Source organism: Flavobacterium quisquiliarum (assembly GCF_019308285.1).
GTDB classification, from domain to species: domain Bacteria; phylum Bacteroidota; class Bacteroidia; order Flavobacteriales; family Flavobacteriaceae; genus Flavobacterium; species Flavobacterium quisquiliarum.
Genome location: NZ_WWEM01000008.1, coordinates 20464 through 39023, shown reverse-complemented (window position 1 = coordinate 39023; position 18560 = coordinate 20464). Strand labels below are relative to the sequence as shown.

The 18560-nt window shown below is 34.4% G+C and carries 10 protein-coding genes; 9 read left to right on the top strand and 1 reads right to left on the bottom strand.

The genetic code is table 11. The features are described from left to right. From GSY47_RS01765 to GSY47_RS01755, 3 genes are all read left to right on the top strand, one after another. Positions 1-2858, top strand: a 2858-nt coding sequence (locus GSY47_RS01765) for a T9SS type B sorting domain-containing protein (protein WP_219071082.1), incomplete at its 5' end; no start/stop codon positions are given. 48 nt (positions 2859-2906) lie between these two features. Beyond that, the gene (locus tag GSY47_RS01760) at positions 2907-3818 is read left to right on the top strand and encodes a PorP/SprF family type IX secretion system membrane protein (protein ID WP_179001655.1); all 912 of its coding nucleotides are present in this window, start codon (positions 2907-2909) and stop codon (positions 3816-3818) included. Positions 3819-3830: 12 nt separating this feature from the next. Beyond that, the gene (locus GSY47_RS01755; protein WP_179001653.1) at positions 3831-5873 is read left to right on the top strand and encodes an OmpA family protein; all 2043 of its coding nucleotides are present in this window, start codon (positions 3831-3833) and stop codon (positions 5871-5873) included. 45 nt (positions 5874-5918) lie between these two features. Here the strand turns inward: GSY47_RS01755 and GSY47_RS01750 are convergent, their stop codons facing one another. Then, the gene (locus GSY47_RS01750; protein ID WP_179001651.1) at positions 5919-6254 is read right to left on the bottom strand and encodes a hypothetical protein; all 336 of its coding nucleotides are present in this window, start codon (positions 6252-6254) and stop codon (positions 5919-5921) included. A 639-nt stretch (positions 6255-6893) separates the two neighbouring features. On the opposite strand from GSY47_RS01750, the gene GSY47_RS01745 reads away from it, so the two are divergent. The 6 genes from GSY47_RS01745 to GSY47_RS01720 all read left to right on the top strand — a co-directional run bounded on the left by GSY47_RS01745 (position 6894) and on the right by GSY47_RS01720 (position 18521). Further along, positions 6894-7319: a CBS domain-containing protein gene (locus GSY47_RS01745; RefSeq protein ID WP_109191802.1), complete on the top strand. Its 426-nt coding sequence runs from the start codon at positions 6894-6896 to the stop codon at positions 7317-7319. A gap of 153 nt (positions 7320-7472) precedes the next feature. Continuing rightward, positions 7473-9764 (top strand): NADP-dependent malic enzyme, encoded by a 2292-nt coding sequence (locus GSY47_RS01740; RefSeq protein WP_219071081.1) that lies wholly within the window; start codon positions 7473-7475, stop codon positions 9762-9764. A gap of 79 nt (positions 9765-9843) precedes the next feature. After that, a complete protein-coding gene (gene ruvA / locus GSY47_RS01735; protein ID WP_179001647.1) occupies positions 9844-10425 on the top strand; it encodes a Holliday junction branch migration protein RuvA in 582 nt (193 codons plus the stop codon). A 24-nt stretch (positions 10426-10449) separates the two neighbouring features. After that, positions 10450-17679: a T9SS outer membrane translocon Sov/SprA gene (sov, locus tag GSY47_RS01730; protein WP_179001645.1), complete on the top strand. Its 7230-nt coding sequence runs from the start codon at positions 10450-10452 to the stop codon at positions 17677-17679. Between the two features lie 85 nt (positions 17680-17764). Then, on the top strand, positions 17765-18145 hold the full coding sequence (gcvH, locus tag GSY47_RS01725) for a glycine cleavage system protein GcvH (RefSeq protein ID WP_179001643.1): 381 nt from the start codon (positions 17765-17767) through the stop codon (positions 18143-18145). Next, positions 18138-18521 carry a VanZ family protein gene (locus tag GSY47_RS01720; protein WP_179001641.1) on the top strand — a complete coding sequence of 128 codons (384 nt, stop codon included), beginning with the start codon at positions 18138-18140 and terminating at the stop codon, positions 18519-18521. Before gcvH ends, GSY47_RS01720 begins: the two co-directional genes overlap by 8 nt. Positions 18522-18560: the final 39 nt, after the last annotated feature.

Below are 18560 nucleotides of genomic sequence, written 5' to 3'. Positions count from 1 at the left end.
CGGACAACTGTAAATCAAATACAGTTACTGTTACGGTTACAGCACCGGTTATTGATGCCGTTGGAGAAACATTGAGTCCATCTATTAATGGAAGTATTGGAGGAACAACTACAGATTCTGTAATTGGAAACGATACCTTAAACGGAAATCCAGCTGTTATAGGAACACTTGCAGGTCAGGTAAAACTAACAGCAGTAAATGTTCCGGCGGGATTAACTTTAAATACAGACGGAACTGTAACTGTAGCTGCAAATACGCCATCAGGAGTTTACGATGTAGCATACCGTATTTGTGAGATTACAAATCCTTCAAATTGTGATGATGCAATTTCAAAAGTGGCAGTAAACAATGGAACATTGGTTGCTAACTCAGATGATATTCCTGCTGTTACATCATCAAGTACAGGAAAGAATTTAGGAGTTAATATTTTTACAAATGATACTAAAAATAGTCAGCCTTTAAATCCTTCAGATGTAACATTGACAGTTTCAACACCAGATCCAAAAGGATACTTAACAGTTGACTCTGATGGAAACGTTAGTTTAGGAGCTAATGCGCCTTCAGGAGATTATGAACTGATTTATACAATCTGTGAGAAATTGAATCCAGGAAACTGCAGTTCAAATACAGTAAGAGTAACGGTTAGTACTTTAATAATAGATGCAGTAGAAGAAACCTTAACGCCTTCTATCAATGGAAGCATTGGAGGAACAACTACAAGTTCAGTAATTGAAAATGATACGTTGAACGGAAGTTCGGCTGTTATTGGAACACTTGCAGGTCAGGTAAAATTAACAGCAGTAAATGTTCCAGCAGGCTTAACATTAAATGCAGACGGAACAGTAACCGTAGCAGCGAATACGCCTTCTGGAATTTACAATATCGAATATAGTATTTGCGAAAATGCAAACCCTTCAAACTGCGACACTGCGATTTCTAAAGTGACAGTTAATAACGGAACATTGATCGCAAATGCTGACAATATTTCATCTGTTAAAGTATCTAATACAGCACAGAATTTAGGAGTAAACATTTTTACAAATGATACTAAAAACGGAACTGCTTTAAATCCATCAGATGTAAATCTGACAATATCAACGCCAGATCCAAAAGGATATTTAACAGTTAACCCAGATGGTTCAGTTAGCTTAGGAGCAAATGCACCAGCGGGAGACTACGAATTGACTTATACAATCTGCGAGAAATTGAATCCAGGAAACTGCAGTTCAAATACAGTAAGAATTACAGTGGAAAGTAATCTTGTAGCGAATTTAGATTCAGTGCCATCAGTAGTTGGAATTAATACACCTCAAACATTAATTAATGTTTTTGCGAATGATACTAAAGACGGAAATCCTTTAGTGTCATCAGATGTAATTCTAACAACAACTACTGCTGATCCAAAAGGGTATCTATCGGTTGATGCAAACGGAAATGCAATACTAGCTCCGAATGCACCAGCAGGTGATTATGAGTTAACATACTCAATTTGTGATAAGTTAAATTTATCTAATTGCAGTACAAATGTTGTCAAAGTAACGGTTAAGGATCCAGTAATGAATACAATCGTTGCAAATAATGACGAAGAAGGGCCAATTGATGTGAAAAAAGGAATGAATGCTACGATTAACATTTTTGCAAATGACTTTTTAAACGGAGTGAGACCAAATGCATCAGATGTTGTTTTAACAATTGTAGTAGCAAATCCAAATGTAACGCTAAACGCAGACGGAACGGTAAGCATTGCTCCAAATACACCAGACGGAGTTTACAACGTAACTTATCAAATCTGCGAAGCTGCAAATACATCAAATTGCAGTCAGTCGGCAGTTGTTAAGATTACGGTAGTAAACAGTGTAACTCCAATTGACCCAGAGCCACCAATGCCTAATAAGATTACTTTAGTTGATGATACTAATATTAGTGTAGACGGAATTAATGGAGATATTGAGTTTATAAATGTTTTAGGAAATGATTTGATAAACGGACAGCCAATTAATCCAGCAGATGTTATCGTGAAACCTTTAACAACTGACAACTATTTTGAGTGGAATGCTGACGGAACTGTAAGCGTAAAACCAAACACACCTGGAAAAACGTATACATTAACGTATCAGGTTTGCGAAAAAGCAGATCCATCAAATTGTGCAACAGCTGTATTGACTGTTTTTGTTGAAGTTCCAGCCATTGCAGTTGTTAAAAAAGCAACATTTAATGACGAAAATAAGGATGGTTTTGCAAATGCAGGCGAGACAATTACATACAATTTTACAGTGACAAATACAGGAAATGTGCCGCTTAGAGGAATTACAATAAACGATCCATTGCCAGGAGTGACTGTTTCAGGACAAGCAATTGATTTAGCAGTAAATGAATCTAACGGAACTAATTTCACTGCAGTTTACAGAATAACTCAGGAAGATATCAACAGAAAAACTGTAACCAATCAGGCAATTGCAAAAGGAAGTAGTGAAAGAGGAGTTGTTGTAGAAGATCAATCAGATGATTCAGATAACAATGGAGATAATCCAACTGTAATCAATTTAGACGGATGTACAATCGAAGTCTTAAAAGCTTTCTCTCCAAATGGAGACAGTAAAAACGAGAGATTCTACATTAGAGGAATTGAATGTTATCCAGACAATACAGTTGAGATTTATAACCGTTGGGGAGTTCTAGTTTTCAGTATAGATCAGTATAACAATAATGATAGAGCGTTTAGAGGATATTCTAACGGACGTTCAACAATTAAACAAACAGAAGGTCTGCCAGTGGGTACGTATTTCTATATTTTGAAATACAAAGACAATGCGAATGCACCACAACAGAAATCAGGGTACTTGTACATTAATAAATAAAATAGATTACGGCTTAGTGTAAGCTAAGCCGTTTTTAAAGCTTACTAAATGAAAAAGTTAATTTTAGTTTTTATGTTTTTTTCGATTGTGTCTCATGCGCAGCAAGATGCTCAGTTTACACAATATATGTACAACACAATCGAAGTCAATCCAGCTTACGCAGGTACACGTGGTTTAATGAGCGTTTTTGGTTTGTATCGTACCCAATGGGTTGGTTTAGAGGGAGCGCCTCAAACCAGTACATTTTCTGTTAATACACCTTTAAGTAATAGTGATTTAGGACTTGGTGTTTCTTTGGTAAATGACAAAATCGGACCTACTACAGAAAATACATTATCAGCGGATCTATCTTATACCATACCAACTTCGGCAACATGGAATTTGTCTTTTGGTATAAAAGGAACTGCAAATCTTTTCAATATCGATATTAATAAATTGACGACGGAAGATCAGGATGATCCACAGTTTCAAAGTCTAAAAAACAGATTTTCACCAAACGTTGGAGCAGGGCTTTATTTTCATTCAGACCGAGCTTATATCGGATTATCTGTTCCAAACTTTATTGAAACCGATCGCTATAATTCTGATGATACTGCAATTTTTAAAGATAGAATCAATTACTATTTAATTGCCGGTTATGTATTTAATCTAGATCGTTTAGAATATATTAAGTTCAAACCTGCCTTGATGACTAAAATGGTAGAAGGAGCTCCTTTGCAAGTAGACGTTTCCGGAAACTTTATGCTCAATGATAAATTTGTTTTGGGACTTGCTTATCGTTGGAGTGCTTCTGTTAGTGCAATGGCTGGTTTTCAGGTAACAAAAGGAATGTACATTGGTTACGGCTACGATCATGAAACTACTAGATTGAGAAAATACAATTCAGGATCACATGAAATTTTCCTTCGTTTTGAGTTTTTCAATAATTATAATAAAATGATATCTCCGAGATTCTTCTAATTAATGCCAGTTATGAAAATTAAAAAAATAGGTTATACAGTTTTATTAGTATGCTTTTTTTTCCAATTAAATGCACAGAAGCAAAAAATGAGCAAAGAGGAAAAACTAAAAAAAGCTAATGAAAAACTGATAAGCAAAGCCGATAAAAAATACGATGATTACGAATATGTTGATGCCGTAAAAGCATATAAACATATCTTAAAAAAAGGAATACAGGACGAAAAAGTATTTCAAAGATTGGCTAACTCGTATTATTTTACTGGAGATTTAAGAAATGCAGAAAAATGGTATGGAGAACTTTTCAGAATAAATAAAGAACAACTGCCGGAATATTTATATCGATATGCACAATCTTTAAAATCGGTTGGGCATTATGAAAAAGCGGATAAAATTTTAGAGATATTCGATACAAAAGCAACGTCACAAAATAGAGCCGCTTTAATTAGAAGTGATAAAAATTATCTAGCAGAAATTAAATCTAATTCGGGACGATATGAAATTGGAGATGCAGGTGTTAATACCGATTTTTCAGATTACGGCGGTACCGTTTATGACAATAAAATCATTTTTACCTCTGCAAGAGATACAGGCGGAATAGCTAAAACGAATTTTAAATGGACAAACAAATCGTTCTCTAAATTTTATACAGCAGATTTACTGCCTGACGGAAGTGTTGGAATAGTAAAACCTTTTCACAAAAGAGATAACGGAAAATACAATGAGTCGTCTCCAATTTTCACAAAGGATGGACGTACAATGTATTTTACCAGAAACAATTTCATTGATGGCAAAAGAGGAGAAAACAGTAAAAAGGTAACACTTTTAAAATTGTATAAAGCGGAATTGGTTGATAATGAATGGAAAAATGTAAAAGAGCTGCCATTCAATAGTGACCAATACAGCACAGCGCATCCGGCTTTAAGCATAGATGAAAAAACATTATACTTTGCTTCAGATATGCCAGGAACTTTGGGAGAATCTGATTTGTATAAAGTAGCAATAAATGCAGACGGAAGTTTTGGAACACCAGAAAACTTAGGCGCAGTTATTAATACAGAAGGAAGAGAAACTTTTCCTTATATATCGGGAGAAAATGAATTGTATTTTTCTTCTGATGGGCGTCCAGGTTTAGGAGGACTTGATATTTATGTGACCAAAATTAATGATGACGGAACATTAGATGATATTCAAAATGTTGGCCAGCCGGTAAATAGTAAACAAGATGATTTTGCTTTTACAATTGATAGTAAAAACAGAAACGGATTTTTCTCTTCAAACCGTGAAAGTTCACACGGAATGGATAATATCTACCGATTTAATGAAACCAAAAGATTGGTATGCGAGCAAGAACTTTCGGGATTAATTACAGATGCTGAGTCTAATGAAATAGTAGCGAATGCTTCTCTTGTTTTGTTCGATGAAAATTTCAATACTTTACAGACGATTGAATCAGATGAAAAAGGACATTATGTCTTTAACAAAGTAAAATGCGGAAAGAAATATTCAATTCGAGTGGTAAAAGAAGGTTATAATCGCAAAGATGTTTCGGTTACCCTGAAGAAAGAAAATGGAAAAACAGATTTCCCAATTTCACTTCAAAAAATCATCAAACCAATTGAAGTAAAACAAATCGCAGTTAATAAAGTTGTTGTAAAACCTGTAAAAGTTGCCAATATTAATATTGGAGCAGATTTAGTAAAACTACTTCATATTCCGATGAACTTTTTTGATTTAGGAAAAGCAACAATCAAAAAATCGTCAGAACCGCAATTAATGAAAGTGGTAGGAGCATTTAACCAATATCCGAATTTAAAATTAGATATTCGTTCGCATACCGACAGCCGCTCTTCATCTGAAAGCAATCAGATTTTATCAGACAAAAGAGCGCAGTCAACGAGAGACTGGTTAATAAGCAAAGGAGTTGATCCAAGCAAATTGACGGCTAAAGGATACGGCGAAACACAATTAGTCAATAAATGTGCAGATGGCGTAAAATGTACAGAACAAGAACATCAGCTAAACAGACGAAGCGAGTTTATTGTCGTAGAAATGTAAAATAAATTAAACCCTTTTCTAAAATTATAGGAAAGGGTTTTTTATTTAATCATTGGTAGTCTTAGCATCAGCAAGAAGTATGTAGTTGATTTCACTTAAAAATTCGAATTCATCGGTAGGAATCAGTTGAAGTATCGTTTCCAAAATTAATGCAACATCTATTGCAGATTTATTAGTTCCTGAAACCTGATGCGCATTTTGATTTAATGCCAAAATGCATAGTTTTAATAAATCAGTGATGACACAGCCCATTTCAGCATAATTTAGAAATTTAATCTGGGCGATATTTTCTGTTTTGTCATTGGATGGTTTCAGAGTGCGAAAATATAAAGAGGTTAGTTTCTTTAGATTGTCTAAATTTTTGATTTCGTTTGATTCCATAATAAAGTATAAATTAGATGCTATTGTTCTTTTTAGTATTGTGATGCAAGTTGTTTATTCTTTTTGTTATTTCCGACATACGATAGTATGTTGTTAGGTGTTTTTCTTATTTTTTTATAAATGTATTTAAAAGCAAAAAGAATGTTTACGACATATATGTCGTGTTGATAAGTTTTATCGGTAGAAAATAATATTGGTTAAGAGAGCCGTTAGGCTCGAATTATTTTGTAGGGCCGGATTTTAATCCGGTTTAAAATAGATGAGCCAAAACAAAAGAGCCGTAGGTTCGACACATATTTAGCAAAGAAATGAACCTTTCCTATGGAACTCATTTGATAATGATCAATTTATTTCAACGGATTAAAATCCGTTGCTACAATATTTTTCATTCCTCGGAAATTCTTTATACAATCATTTAAAATGGATTAATTGTTTTTTAAAAAATTCCTCAAACGTTAAAAAATCAAATTTTCATCAAAAAACAATTCTAAAAAATTTCATTCTTTACGGTATAATTTTGAATTTTTGAATTTTGATGTATTATGTTTAAAATGAAATAGTTGAGGTTTTAAAAAATCGATTTCGTTGCAGATTGTGTTGGTTTTTATTTTAACTTTATAAACCTAAAAACTTTTCATTATGACTGTAGATCAAATACTTAAAGCAAAAGGAAGAAATGTTTATTCTGTTGTTTCTAATTTAACGGTTTATGAAGCCTTAAAAGTAATGGGAGAAAAAAATATTGGAGCAATCTTAATTATTGATGACAATAATTTAAAAGGAATATTATCAGAAAGAGATTATGCCCGTAAGATTGTTTTAAAAGATAAGTCTTCCAAAGAAACTTCTGTTCATGAGATTATGGAAAGTAATGTTTTTACAGTAAAACTTTCCGATAATCTTGAAGATTGTATGGAACTTATGAGCGAAAAAAGAATAAGACACCTGCCAGTTCTCGAAGACGGAATCGTCGTTGGAATCATCTCGATCAGCGATGTAGTTAAGGCAATTATCGAAATTCAGAAAGATACCATTCAGCATTTGAATTCTTATATTTCTCAATAAAGCATACCTAAAAGCGATAAAAATTTAAAACGAGTCCAATTCTATTGGACTTTTTTTATTTATTCAAATAGAATTTCGGAAAAAGAAAACGCTAAAAAGACTCCATTTTAAAACAAGACTTATATCTTTGTAAGCTAGATAAAAGCTAAAATAATGAACAAAGAGAGTAAAAAAAGAGAAGCGTTACTGTACCACTCAGAGCCGACTCCAGGAAAAATTCAGGTAGTTCCAACAAAAAAATATGCAACACAAAGAGACTTATCATTGGCTTATTCGCCGGGAGTTGCAGAACCATGTTTAGCAATTGCAGAAAACATTGAAGACGTTTACAAATATACAGCAAAAGGTAACCTAGTTGCCGTAATTTCAAACGGTACAGCCGTTTTAGGTTTAGGAGATATTGGTCCAGAAGCAGGAAAACCTGTAATGGAAGGAAAGGGTTTATTGTTTAAAATTTTCTCTGATATTGACGTTTTTGACATCGAAGTTGATACAAAAAATGTTGAAGAATTTATTCAGACCGTAAAAAATATTGCTCCAACTTTTGGAGGTATTAATCTTGAAGACATCAAAGCACCGGAATCTTTTGAAATCGAAAGAAGATTAATAGAAGAATTGGACATTCCGGTAATGCACGACGATCAGCACGGAACAGCAATTATCTCTTCTGCAGCTTTAATCAATGCATTGGAATTGGCTGGTAAAAAAGCCGAAGATGTAAAAATGGTAGTTTCAGGAGCAGGATCGGCAGCAATTGCTTGTACCGATTTATATGTTTCATTAGGAGTAAAAGTTGAAAACATCTTAATGTTTAATAGTAAAGGACTTTTAACAAAAGACAATCCTTCACTTTCAGACCTTCAATTAAAATATGCAATTGACGGTGCTAAAATAGATTTAGCAGAAGCGGTAAAAGGAGCCGATGTTTTCATCGGATTATCTTCTGGAAATATCCTTTCTCCAGAAATGCTGCTTTCTATGGCAAAAAGTCCAATTGTTTTTGCAATGGCAAATCCAAACCCGGAAATCGATTATAATCTGGCTGTAGAAACAAGAAAAGACGTTATTATGGCGACAGGACGTTCGGATTTTCCTAATCAGGTAAACAACGTTTTAGGTTTTCCATATATTTTTAGAGGAGCATTAGACGTTAGAGCAAGAAAAATTAACGAAGAAATGAAAATGGCGGCGGTAAAAGCTTTAGCCATTTTAGCAAAAGAACCAGTTCCAGAGCAGGTTAACGTTGCCTACGGAGCTACAAAATTAGGTTTCGGACAAGAATATATTATTCCAAAACCATTTGATCCTAGATTAATTACAGTTGTGGCACCAGCAGTTGCAAAAGCAGCAATGGAATCTGGAGTGGCCAAAAATCCAATTACAGACTGGGCGGCTTATGAAGATAATCTTCGTGAGCGTATGGGTAATGACAATAAAATGGTTCGTTTAATTACAAACCGCGCTAAACTGGATCCTAAGAAAATTGTTTTTGCAGAAGCTGATCAATTAAATGTTTTAAAAGCGGCTCAAATTGTATATGAAGACGGAATTGGATTCCCAATTTTATTAGGAAACAAAGAAGTGATCTTAGAATTAAAACAAGAATTAGGTTTTGATGCTGATCTTGAAATCATTGATCCTAAAACAGATGAAGAAGCAGAAAGACGCAACAGATTTGCAAATTCTTTCTGGGAAACAAGAGGACGCAGAGGAGTTTCAAAATTAGACGCAGAGAAATTCATGCGCGAAAGAAACTATTTTGCTGCCATGATGGTGAATGAAGGCGAAGCAGACGCAGTAGTTACGGGGTACTCAAGAAGTTATCCTTCTGTTGTAAAACCAATGATGCAGTTAATTCCAAAAGCCCAAAATGCATCACTTATTGCAACTGCAAACATGATGTTGACCTCACGCGGACCAATGTTTTTATCAGACACTGCAATCAATATTAATCCGTCTGCACAAGATTTGATTAATATTGCAATTATGACTTCAAAAACAGCAAAAATGTTTGGAATTGAGCCTGTTATTGCAATGGTTTCGTTCTCAAACTTTGGTTCTTCGACTAGCGAAAGTGCTTCGAAAGTAAGAGAAGCAGTGGCATATTTACATAAAAATCATCCAGAAATGATTGTGGATGGAGAAATTCAGGCAGATTTTGCTTTAAATCAAGAAATGCTTGAAGAAAAATTTCCATTCTCTAAACTGGCTGGTAAAAAAGTAAATACATTGATTTTCCCTAATCTGGAATCGGCAAATATCACGTACAAATTGTTAAAAGAATTGTACAAAGTGAATTCAATTGGACCAATTATGATGGGTATGGGAAAACCAGTTCACATTTTCCAATTAGGTGCAAGCGTAGAAGAAATGGTAAATATGGCAGCCATTGCTGTTATTGATGCGCAGGAAAAAGAAAGCAAAAAGAATAAAGTAACACAATAAAGGTTCTAGTAGGGATTGGATAAATTTGTCGTAGTTTTATGGCATTTTTGTTATATTTGATACTAATAAATTATAGGTAATGATAGCACATTTGCAGGGAAGATTAGTTGAAAAGAATCCTACAGAAGTTGTAATTGATTGTGGAGGTGTTGGTTATCAGGTGAATATATCGTTACACACCTTCTCCTTACTGCCAAATTCTGAAAATATAAAATTGTATACGCATCTTCAAATCAAAGAAGATGCGCATACTTTATATGGTTTTGCTGAAAAATCGGAGCGAGAAATTTTCAGAATGTTACTTTCTGTTTCGGGAATCGGAGCGGGAATCGCAAGAACGATGCTCTCTTCAATAGAACCAAAACAAATTATAAATGCCATTGCATCTGGAGATGTTGGCATAATACAGTCCATTAAAGGTATAGGAAACAAAACAGCACAAAGAGTTATACTTGATTTAAAGGATAAAGTTGTTAAATTGTACGATATAGACGAAGTTTTTGCAGTTCAAAACAATAGAAACCGAGATGAAGCGTTATCTGCTCTAGAAGTCCTAGGTTTTGTTCGAAAAGCTTCTGAAAAAGTAGTAGAAAAGATCGTTAAAGAAGACCCAGAAGCTACTGTAGAAACAATTATCAAGAAAGCTTTAAAAAGCTTATAAATTCATTTCATATAAAAGAATTCTATGCGTAAAATTTGTATTTTGTTGCTGGTCTTACTCTGCGGTAATGTTTTGCGTGCGCAGGTTACCCCGGCAACTCAAGATACAACTAAAACTCAATTTTCTGTTGGTAAAATTGAGCTTGAAGACCCTCCAAGTGTATTATCGGCTTACAAATACGATCCCATAACAGATCGTTATATCTATACCAATTCAGTTGATGGTTTTTCTATCAATTATCCTTTAATTCTAACTCCACAAGAATACGAAGATTTACTTCTGAAAGAATCCCGAAGAAATTATTTCAGAAAAAAAATGGATGCTATTGATGGCAAAAAGACTGGAGCAGAAGCTGCTAAAAAAGATTTACTTCCAAGATATTATATTAATTCAAGTTTGTTCGAAAGTATTTTTGGAAGTAATACTATTGATGTAAAACCCACAGGATCAGTTGAAATGGACTTGGGTATGCGTTACACCAAACAAGATAATCCTTCATTCTCACCAAGAAACAGATCTAGCTTGACTTTTGATTTCGATCAAAGAATTAGTATGAGTTTAATGGGGAAAATTGGAACGCGTCTTGAAGTTAATGCCAACTATGATACACAATCGACCTTTGCTTTTCAGAATTTGTTTAAACTAGCTTACACACCTTCTGAAGATGATATAGTTCAGAAAGTTGAAGTGGGTAATGTGAGCATGCCATTGAACAGTAGCTTAATTAGGGGGGCACAAAGTTTATTTGGGGTTAAAGCACAGCTGCAATTTGGTAGAACTACTGTTACAGGGGTATTCTCAGAACAGAAGTCCCAAACCAAAAGTATAGTCGCAGAAAGTGGAGGAACAGTTCAGAACTTCGATTTGTTTGCTTTAGATTACGATAATGACCGACATTTCTTCCTGTCACAATATTTTAGAAATAAATACGATAACTCCCTACGTAATTATCCTCTTATCGACAGCCGTGTTCAGATTACAAGATTAGAAGTATGGGTTACCAATAAACAGAATAGAGTAATTGCAAACAATAATAACTTAAGAAATATTGTTGCACTTCAGGATTTAGGTGAAGGACAAGTAACTGGCGTGCCTGATAATGAAGTGGTTGTAATTACAAATACAGCAGGTTTTTTTAATAACCCTATAGATTCTCCTACAGACAATACAAATAATAAATACGATCCAGCCGCTATTGGACAGGCAGGAAGTTTTTTAAATTCTAACATTAGAGAAATTGTTACTGCAAATTCTGGATTTACCAATGCAAACGCAAGTGAGGGAACTGATTATTCGATTTTAGAAAACGCCCGTAAATTAACCACGCAAGAATATACTTTTAACCCGCAGTTAGGATATATCTCATTACAGCAGCGTTTGGCCAACGATGAAATTTTGGCTGTAGCATTTGAGTATACAGTGGGAGGAAAAGTGTATCAGGTTGGAGAATTTGGTAGTGATGGTGTAGATGCAACTGTAGTTACAGGAAGCAACAATGGCAACCAAGCTATTGTATCACAGAGCTTGGTTTTGAAAATGCTGAAAAGTAGTTTGACAAACGTTAAAAATCCAGTTTGGAACTTGATGATGAAAAACGTTTATCAAATTCCGCAGGCATATCAAATCAAACAAGAAGATTTCAGGCTTAATATCCTTTACACAGATCCATCACCTATAAATTATATTACTCCGGTAACAGGGACAACATTCCCGACAAATCCATCACCGGAAGATATGGTAGAAAAAACTCCTTTATTGAATGTTTTTAATTTGGATCGTTTGAATTATAATAATGATCCGCAAACAGGAGGAGATGGTTTCTTTGATTATGTTCCAGGAGTAACAGTTGATGTGCAAAACGCCCGAATTATTTTTACCACAAAAGAACCTTTTGGGGAACTTTTGTTTAGAAAATTAGGAGGTGGAAACTATAGTGATCCGTCGACGTATAATGATAACCAGAGAAAATATGTATTCCAGAATATGTATAGAAATACTCAGGCTGCATCTTTACAAGAGGGTGAGAAAAATAAATTTTTATTACGAGGAAAATACAAATCTTCAGGAAGTAATGGTATTCCAATTGGAGCATTTAATGTTCCTCAGGGATCAGTTGTAGTAACTGCAGCGGGAAGGCGTTTGGTTGAGGGAATCGATTATAGTGTCGATTACCAATTAGGAAGAGTGCAGATTTTAGATCCTTCGCTTCAAGCGTCAAATACTCCTATTGAAGTTTCGCTGGAAAACAATTCTATTTTTGGACAGCAGACCAGAAGATTTATGGGAGTAAATGTAGAACATAAATTTTCAGATAAATTTGTTATTGGCGGGACTCTTTTAAAGATGACGGAACGTCCTTTTACTCAAAAATCAAGCTACGGGCAGGAATCAGTTAATAACACTATTTTTGGTTTTAACGGAAATTATTCAACTGAAGTTCCTTTTTTAACCAGATTAGCAAATAAACTGCCAAATGTTGATACAGATGTTCCTTCTAATCTTTCGATTCGTGGAGAAGTTGCCTTCTTAAAACCAGATGCTCCAAAAGCAAGTGATTTTGAAGGAGAAGCAACCATTTATATTGATGACTTTGAAGGAACCCAAACTACAATCGATATGAGGTCTGCTTATGCTTGGAGTTTGTCATCTGTTCCATTTATTAATGAAGACGGAGATCAGACGTTCAATGCTCATTATACCGATTTAAGATATGGTTATAAACGAGCAAAACTTTCATGGTATACTATTGACCCTGTTTTTTATGCCTCTAAACCATCAGGGATATCCAATGATGATCTTTCCTTAAACTCCACGAGAAGAGTTTACAGCCGAGAACTCTATCCAAATACAGATATTGCACAAGGTCAGATTCAGGTTATTAATACACTGGATTTAACTTACTATCCATCTGAAAGAGGTCCATATAATAATAATCCTGATTTTGGAACAACTAATCCTGCAGGGAATTTTGGAGGGATTATGCGTGCTTTAAACTCAACAAATTTTGAACAGGGTAATGTTGAGTATATTCAGTTTTGGGTTTTGGATCCTTATGTTGGAAATGGACAGGCAGAGCCAGGAAACAGCGGAAAAATCTATTTCAATTTAGGAGAAGTTTCTGAAGACGTTCTTAAAGATGGAAGAAAACAATATGAAAACGGATTAGGTCCAGGTCAGGTTATGGTAAATCCACGACCAATTTGGGGAGATGTTCCAGCCTCTCAGTCATTAATCTATGCCTTTGATACCAATGCGGATAATCGTAAAAATCAAGATGTCGGTTTAGATGGCCTTCCAAGTTCAAGAGAAGGTGAAGTTTATACAAATTATGCAGGGGATAGAGATCCAGCAGCAGATGATTATACCTATTATTTAAATACAGATGGAGGTGTTTTACAACGTTATAAAAACTATAATGGAACTGAAGGTAACTCTGCAGTAAGTGTAGATGATCCAAATCGAGGTTCTACAACACTTCCTGATGTCGAAGATATCAATAGAGACAATACCATGAGTACCATCAATGCGTATTATGAATATAGTATTGATATAAAGCCAGGAATGGATGTTGGCGATAAGTATGTAACAGATGTTAGGCCAACTACTGTTGATCTTCCAAACGGGGGTACAACCAATGCAAGATGGATTCAGTTTAAAATTCCAGTTTCTCAACCGCAAAAAACAATTGGGAATATTACCGATTTTAGATCAATTCGTTTTATGAGAATGTTTATGACAGGATTTAATGATCAGATGACAGTTCGTTTTGGATCTTTAGATTTGGTTAGAGGAGAATGGCGAAAATATACTGGTGTATTGGATGCAAATTATCCTAATCCAGCGGGTGATGGAGTTGAATTTGATGTAGCGGCAGTAAATATTCAGGAGAACGGAACAAAAGAGCCTGTAAATTACGTAATTCCACCAGGAGTTCAACGAGAACAATTGTATAATAATAATACAATCATTAATCAAAACGAACAGTCATTGGCGATGAGAGTTAGCGGGTCTGGTTTGCAATATCAAAATGCAAAAGGAGCGTTTAAAAGTGTTAGTGTTGATATGCGACAGTATAAAAAACTTAAAATGTTTTTACACGCAGAATCTATAAAAGGAGAAGTTCCGTTAGAAGATGATGAAATGATTGGATTTATTCGTTTTGGAAATGACCTTACTCAAAATTTCTACCAGATTGAGATTCCTTTAAAAGTAACTAAACCAGGTGGCTCTGCTGCTGTAAGTCCAGATTTAGTTTGGATGGATCAAAATAATATTGATTTAGCGATGTCATTGCTGACAAGAATGAAAGTATTAGGAATGAATATCGATATTAATTCTCCTAAAAGAGATATTAATGGTATTTATTATCCTGATAATGATCCCGATGTTGAAGGAGGAGATAAAGATTCCAAATTAAAATTAGGTATTAAAGGTAATCCGAATTTTGGTTTAGTTCGAAATTTAATGGTCGGAGTAAAAAGCCAGGCAGACCACAAAGATTTGAAAGGAGAAGTTTGGTTCAATGAACTTCGTATGTCTGATTTGGAAAATAAAGGCGGTATGGCAGCTCTATTAAATGTAGATACCAATATGGCCGATTTGATGACATTGTCTGCATCTGGTAAGAAAAGCACAATTGGTTTTGGATCTTTAGAACAAGGTGCGAACGAAAGAGATCGTGAAGATATTCAGCAGTATAACATTGTAACCAATATAAACTTTGGGAAATTATTGCCTCAAAAATGGGGTATTAACCTTCCGTTTAATTATGCAATTGGAGAAGAAGTTATAACGCCAGAATATGATCCTTTTAATCAAGATATCAAACTGAAACAATTAATTGCTGAAACTACAGATGCTGCAGAAAAAGATAATATTAGAACTCGTGCAGTAGATTATACCAAACGTAAGAGCATTAACTTTATTGGAGTAAGAAAAGATAGAGCACCAGAGCAGAAACCTCATGTTTATGATGTGGAAAACTTTACATTTTCTCAATCCTATAATCAAGTTGAAAGACATGATTACGAAGTTGAGGATTATGAGGATGAGCAGTCTAGTACGGCTGTAAATTACGCGTACACTTTTCAACCAAAAGAAATAGTGCCGTTTAAGCAAAACAAATTCATGAAAAAAAGTGATTATTGGAAAATGCTGAGTGATTTTAATTTTAATTACCTGCCTTCTAATATTTCTTTTAATACAAATATCATCAGGCAAAGCAATCGTCAGCAGTATAGACAAGTAGAGTTAGAAGAAGGGAGCATTGGTCTTGATCCGCTTTATAGAAGAAATTTTGCATTTAATTATCAATACGGATTTGGATTTAACTTAACTAAATCACTGAAATTAAATTATACCGCTGCTTCTAATAATATTGTTAGAAACTTCTTGAATGATGATAATACACCAAAACCAGATTTTAATATTTGGGATGATTATTTTGATATTGGTATACCAAATCAGCATTTACAACAATTAAAATTAGATTATGATATTCCAATCAATAAAATTCCGATTTTTAGTTTTGTAAAGGCACAGTATTCCTATACTGCCGATTACAATTGGCAGCGATCATCAACAGCTATGTCTACCTATGTTGAAAATGATCAAACTTGGGATTTAGGGAACACAATACAAAATGCCAATTCAAATACTTTATCGACAACATTAAACATGAATTTGCTGTATAAATATTTAGGTTTGACTCCAGGAGGAAAACCTACAGCAAAAGCTAAGCCGGCAGCACCGCCAAAACCAGGAGAAAAAATTGTAAATACGCCTAAGCAGGCTTCTAGCAGCAGTCCTTTTTATGATGGATTGATTGGCGTGTTGACTAGTGTTAAAAATATTCAGATTAACTATACAAAAAATAGTGGAACGGTTTTGCCGGGTTATATTCCAGGTGTTGGTTTCTTTGGTACAGCAAAACCATCTTTAGGATTTGTCTTTGGAAGTCAAGATGATGTACGTTACGAAGCGGCTAAAAACGGATGGCTGACGAGTTATCAGAACTTTAATCAGAACTTTACACAAGTAAGCAATAAACTTTTAAAGATTACAGCAAACGTAGATTTGTTTCCTGATCTAAAAGTTGATTTGTCAATGGATCGTTCGTATTCTGAGAATTCGTCAGAGCAATATACTGTTAGAGATTCTATTGGTAAATTGTTTTATAAGCCACTTTCTCCATATACTTATGGAATGTTCTCTATTTCGACTGTATTAATAAAAACAGCTTTTTCTACCAGCAACGAAACACAATCTGCTGCATTTGACGATTTTAGAAATAATCGTTTAATCATTGCCAATCGTTTGGCTGAAGATCATTATGGCGCAGGGCCTATTCCAAGATATGATGCGTCTTCGCTTCCTGCCGAAGATCCGAGTGCGCCATCAGATGATCTTGCGAATCCGAATAATGCTCAAAGAAAAATAATCCAGTCGAATGATGGTTATCCTATTGGTTTCAGTAAAAGCAATCAGGCCGTTTTACTTCCATCGTTTTTGGCAGCTTATACCGGAGCTGATGCATCGAAGTCTTCTACTGGAATTTTTAGAAGTTTCCCAATACCAAACTGGACTGTGAAATATAATGGTTTAATGCGTTATAAGTATTTTAAAGATAATTTTAAACGTTTCTCTTTACAGCATGCTTACAGGGCTTCTTATACCATAAGTCAGTTTAGATCTAACTTTGATTATTTGGAAAATCCGAATGGACAGGATGTTAATTCAAACTTCTATAATAAAACCATTATGTCGAATATCAATTTGGTAGAGCAGTTTAGTCCGCTTATAAGGGTTGATTTTGAGTTGAAAAATTCATTACGATTATTGACAGAGGTTAAAAGAGACCGTGCTTTGTCTATGAGTTTTGACAATAATTTATTGACAGAAGTAAAAGGAGTAGAATATGTGGTAGGATTAGGATATCGTTTTAAAGATGTTATTTTCTCTTCAAGACTGGCTGATAATCCAACAGGAATTATTAAGAGTGATATTAACCTGAAAGCTGATTTTTCATTTAGAAATAATGAAACGTTAGTAAGGTATTTGGATTATGATAATAACCAGCTGGCGGCAGGACAGAATATCTGGACTTTAAAGTTAACTGCTGATTATTCTTTCAGTAAAAACTTAACCGCGATATTCTATTACGATCATTCGTTCTCGAAAGCTGTGATTTCAACATCATTCCCTTTAACGAACATCAGATCAGGTTTCACACTTCGTTATAATTTTGGAAATTAATTTTAGGTTTCTAAACTAGATTTCATTAGAAGATTATTACATTTGTGGCTTAAATTTTAAATTATCAATTTTCAAACATACTATTATGAGCATACCAGCAAATTTAAAGTACACAAAGGATCACGAATGGGTTAGCATCGAAGGAGATGTTGCGACTGTAGGAATTACTCATTTTGCACAAAAAGAGTTAGGAGATATCGTGTATGTTGAGGTAGAAACTTTAGATCAAACACTTTCAAAAGATGAGGTTTTTGGAACTGTTGAGGCTGTAAAAACAGTTTCAGATTTATTTTTACCATTAACAGGTGAAATCATTGCTTTTAATGAAGATTTAGAGAGTGCTCCAGAAACTGTAAATACAGATCCTTATGGAGCTGGATGGATGATTAAAGTAAAGATTGCAGATTCTTCAGAAATTGATTCTTTATTATCTGATGAAGATTATAAAAATTTAATCGGTGCCTAAACAGCTCTTATTAATTTGGGCAATTATCTGCTCTGGAATTATTGCGTATTTGTGTCTGACAGATTCAGGTAATTTACCGGTAGTTAATTTTCCAAGTTTGGATAAAATTGTACATTTCTGTTTCCATTTTGGGTTTACAATTTCGTGGATTTTGTTTTTTAAAAAGGAATTAAAAGGAAAAGAAGCAGATGATTATAAAGCGTATTTGATTTCGTTTATATTCTCTGTTTTTTTTGGAATTACAATCGAGATTCTGCAAAATGCTCTTACAGTTACAAGGGCTGCAGATATTTCAGATGTTTTGGCCAATGCACTTGGGGCGTTCATGGCAGTTTTTTCTGCTATCGCTTTCAAAAAGCAGATCGATAAGATATAAAATACTAAAACCCACTTCGGTGGGTTTTTTTCTACAAGA

Coding starts and splice junctions, on each gene's coding strand:
- GSY47_RS01740 (WP_219071081.1), top strand. CDS start 7,473: ATGAACAAAGAGAGTAAAAAAAGAGAAGCGTTACTGTACCACTCAGAG.
- GSY47_RS01755 (WP_179001653.1), top strand. CDS start 3,831: ATGAAAATTAAAAAAATAGGTTATACAGTTTTATTAGTATGCTTTTTT.
- sov (WP_179001645.1), top strand. CDS start 10,450: ATGCGTAAAATTTGTATTTTGTTGCTGGTCTTACTCTGCGGTAATGTT.
- ruvA (WP_179001647.1), top strand. CDS start 9,844: ATGATAGCACATTTGCAGGGAAGATTAGTTGAAAAGAATCCTACAGAA.
- GSY47_RS01745 (WP_109191802.1), top strand. CDS start 6,894: ATGACTGTAGATCAAATACTTAAAGCAAAAGGAAGAAATGTTTATTCT.
- gcvH (WP_179001643.1), top strand. CDS start 17,765: ATGAGCATACCAGCAAATTTAAAGTACACAAAGGATCACGAATGGGTT.
- GSY47_RS01760 (WP_179001655.1), top strand. CDS start 2,907: ATGAAAAAGTTAATTTTAGTTTTTATGTTTTTTTCGATTGTGTCTCAT.
- GSY47_RS01750 (WP_179001651.1), bottom strand. CDS start 6,254: ATGGAATCAAACGAAATCAAAAATTTAGACAATCTAAAGAAACTAACC.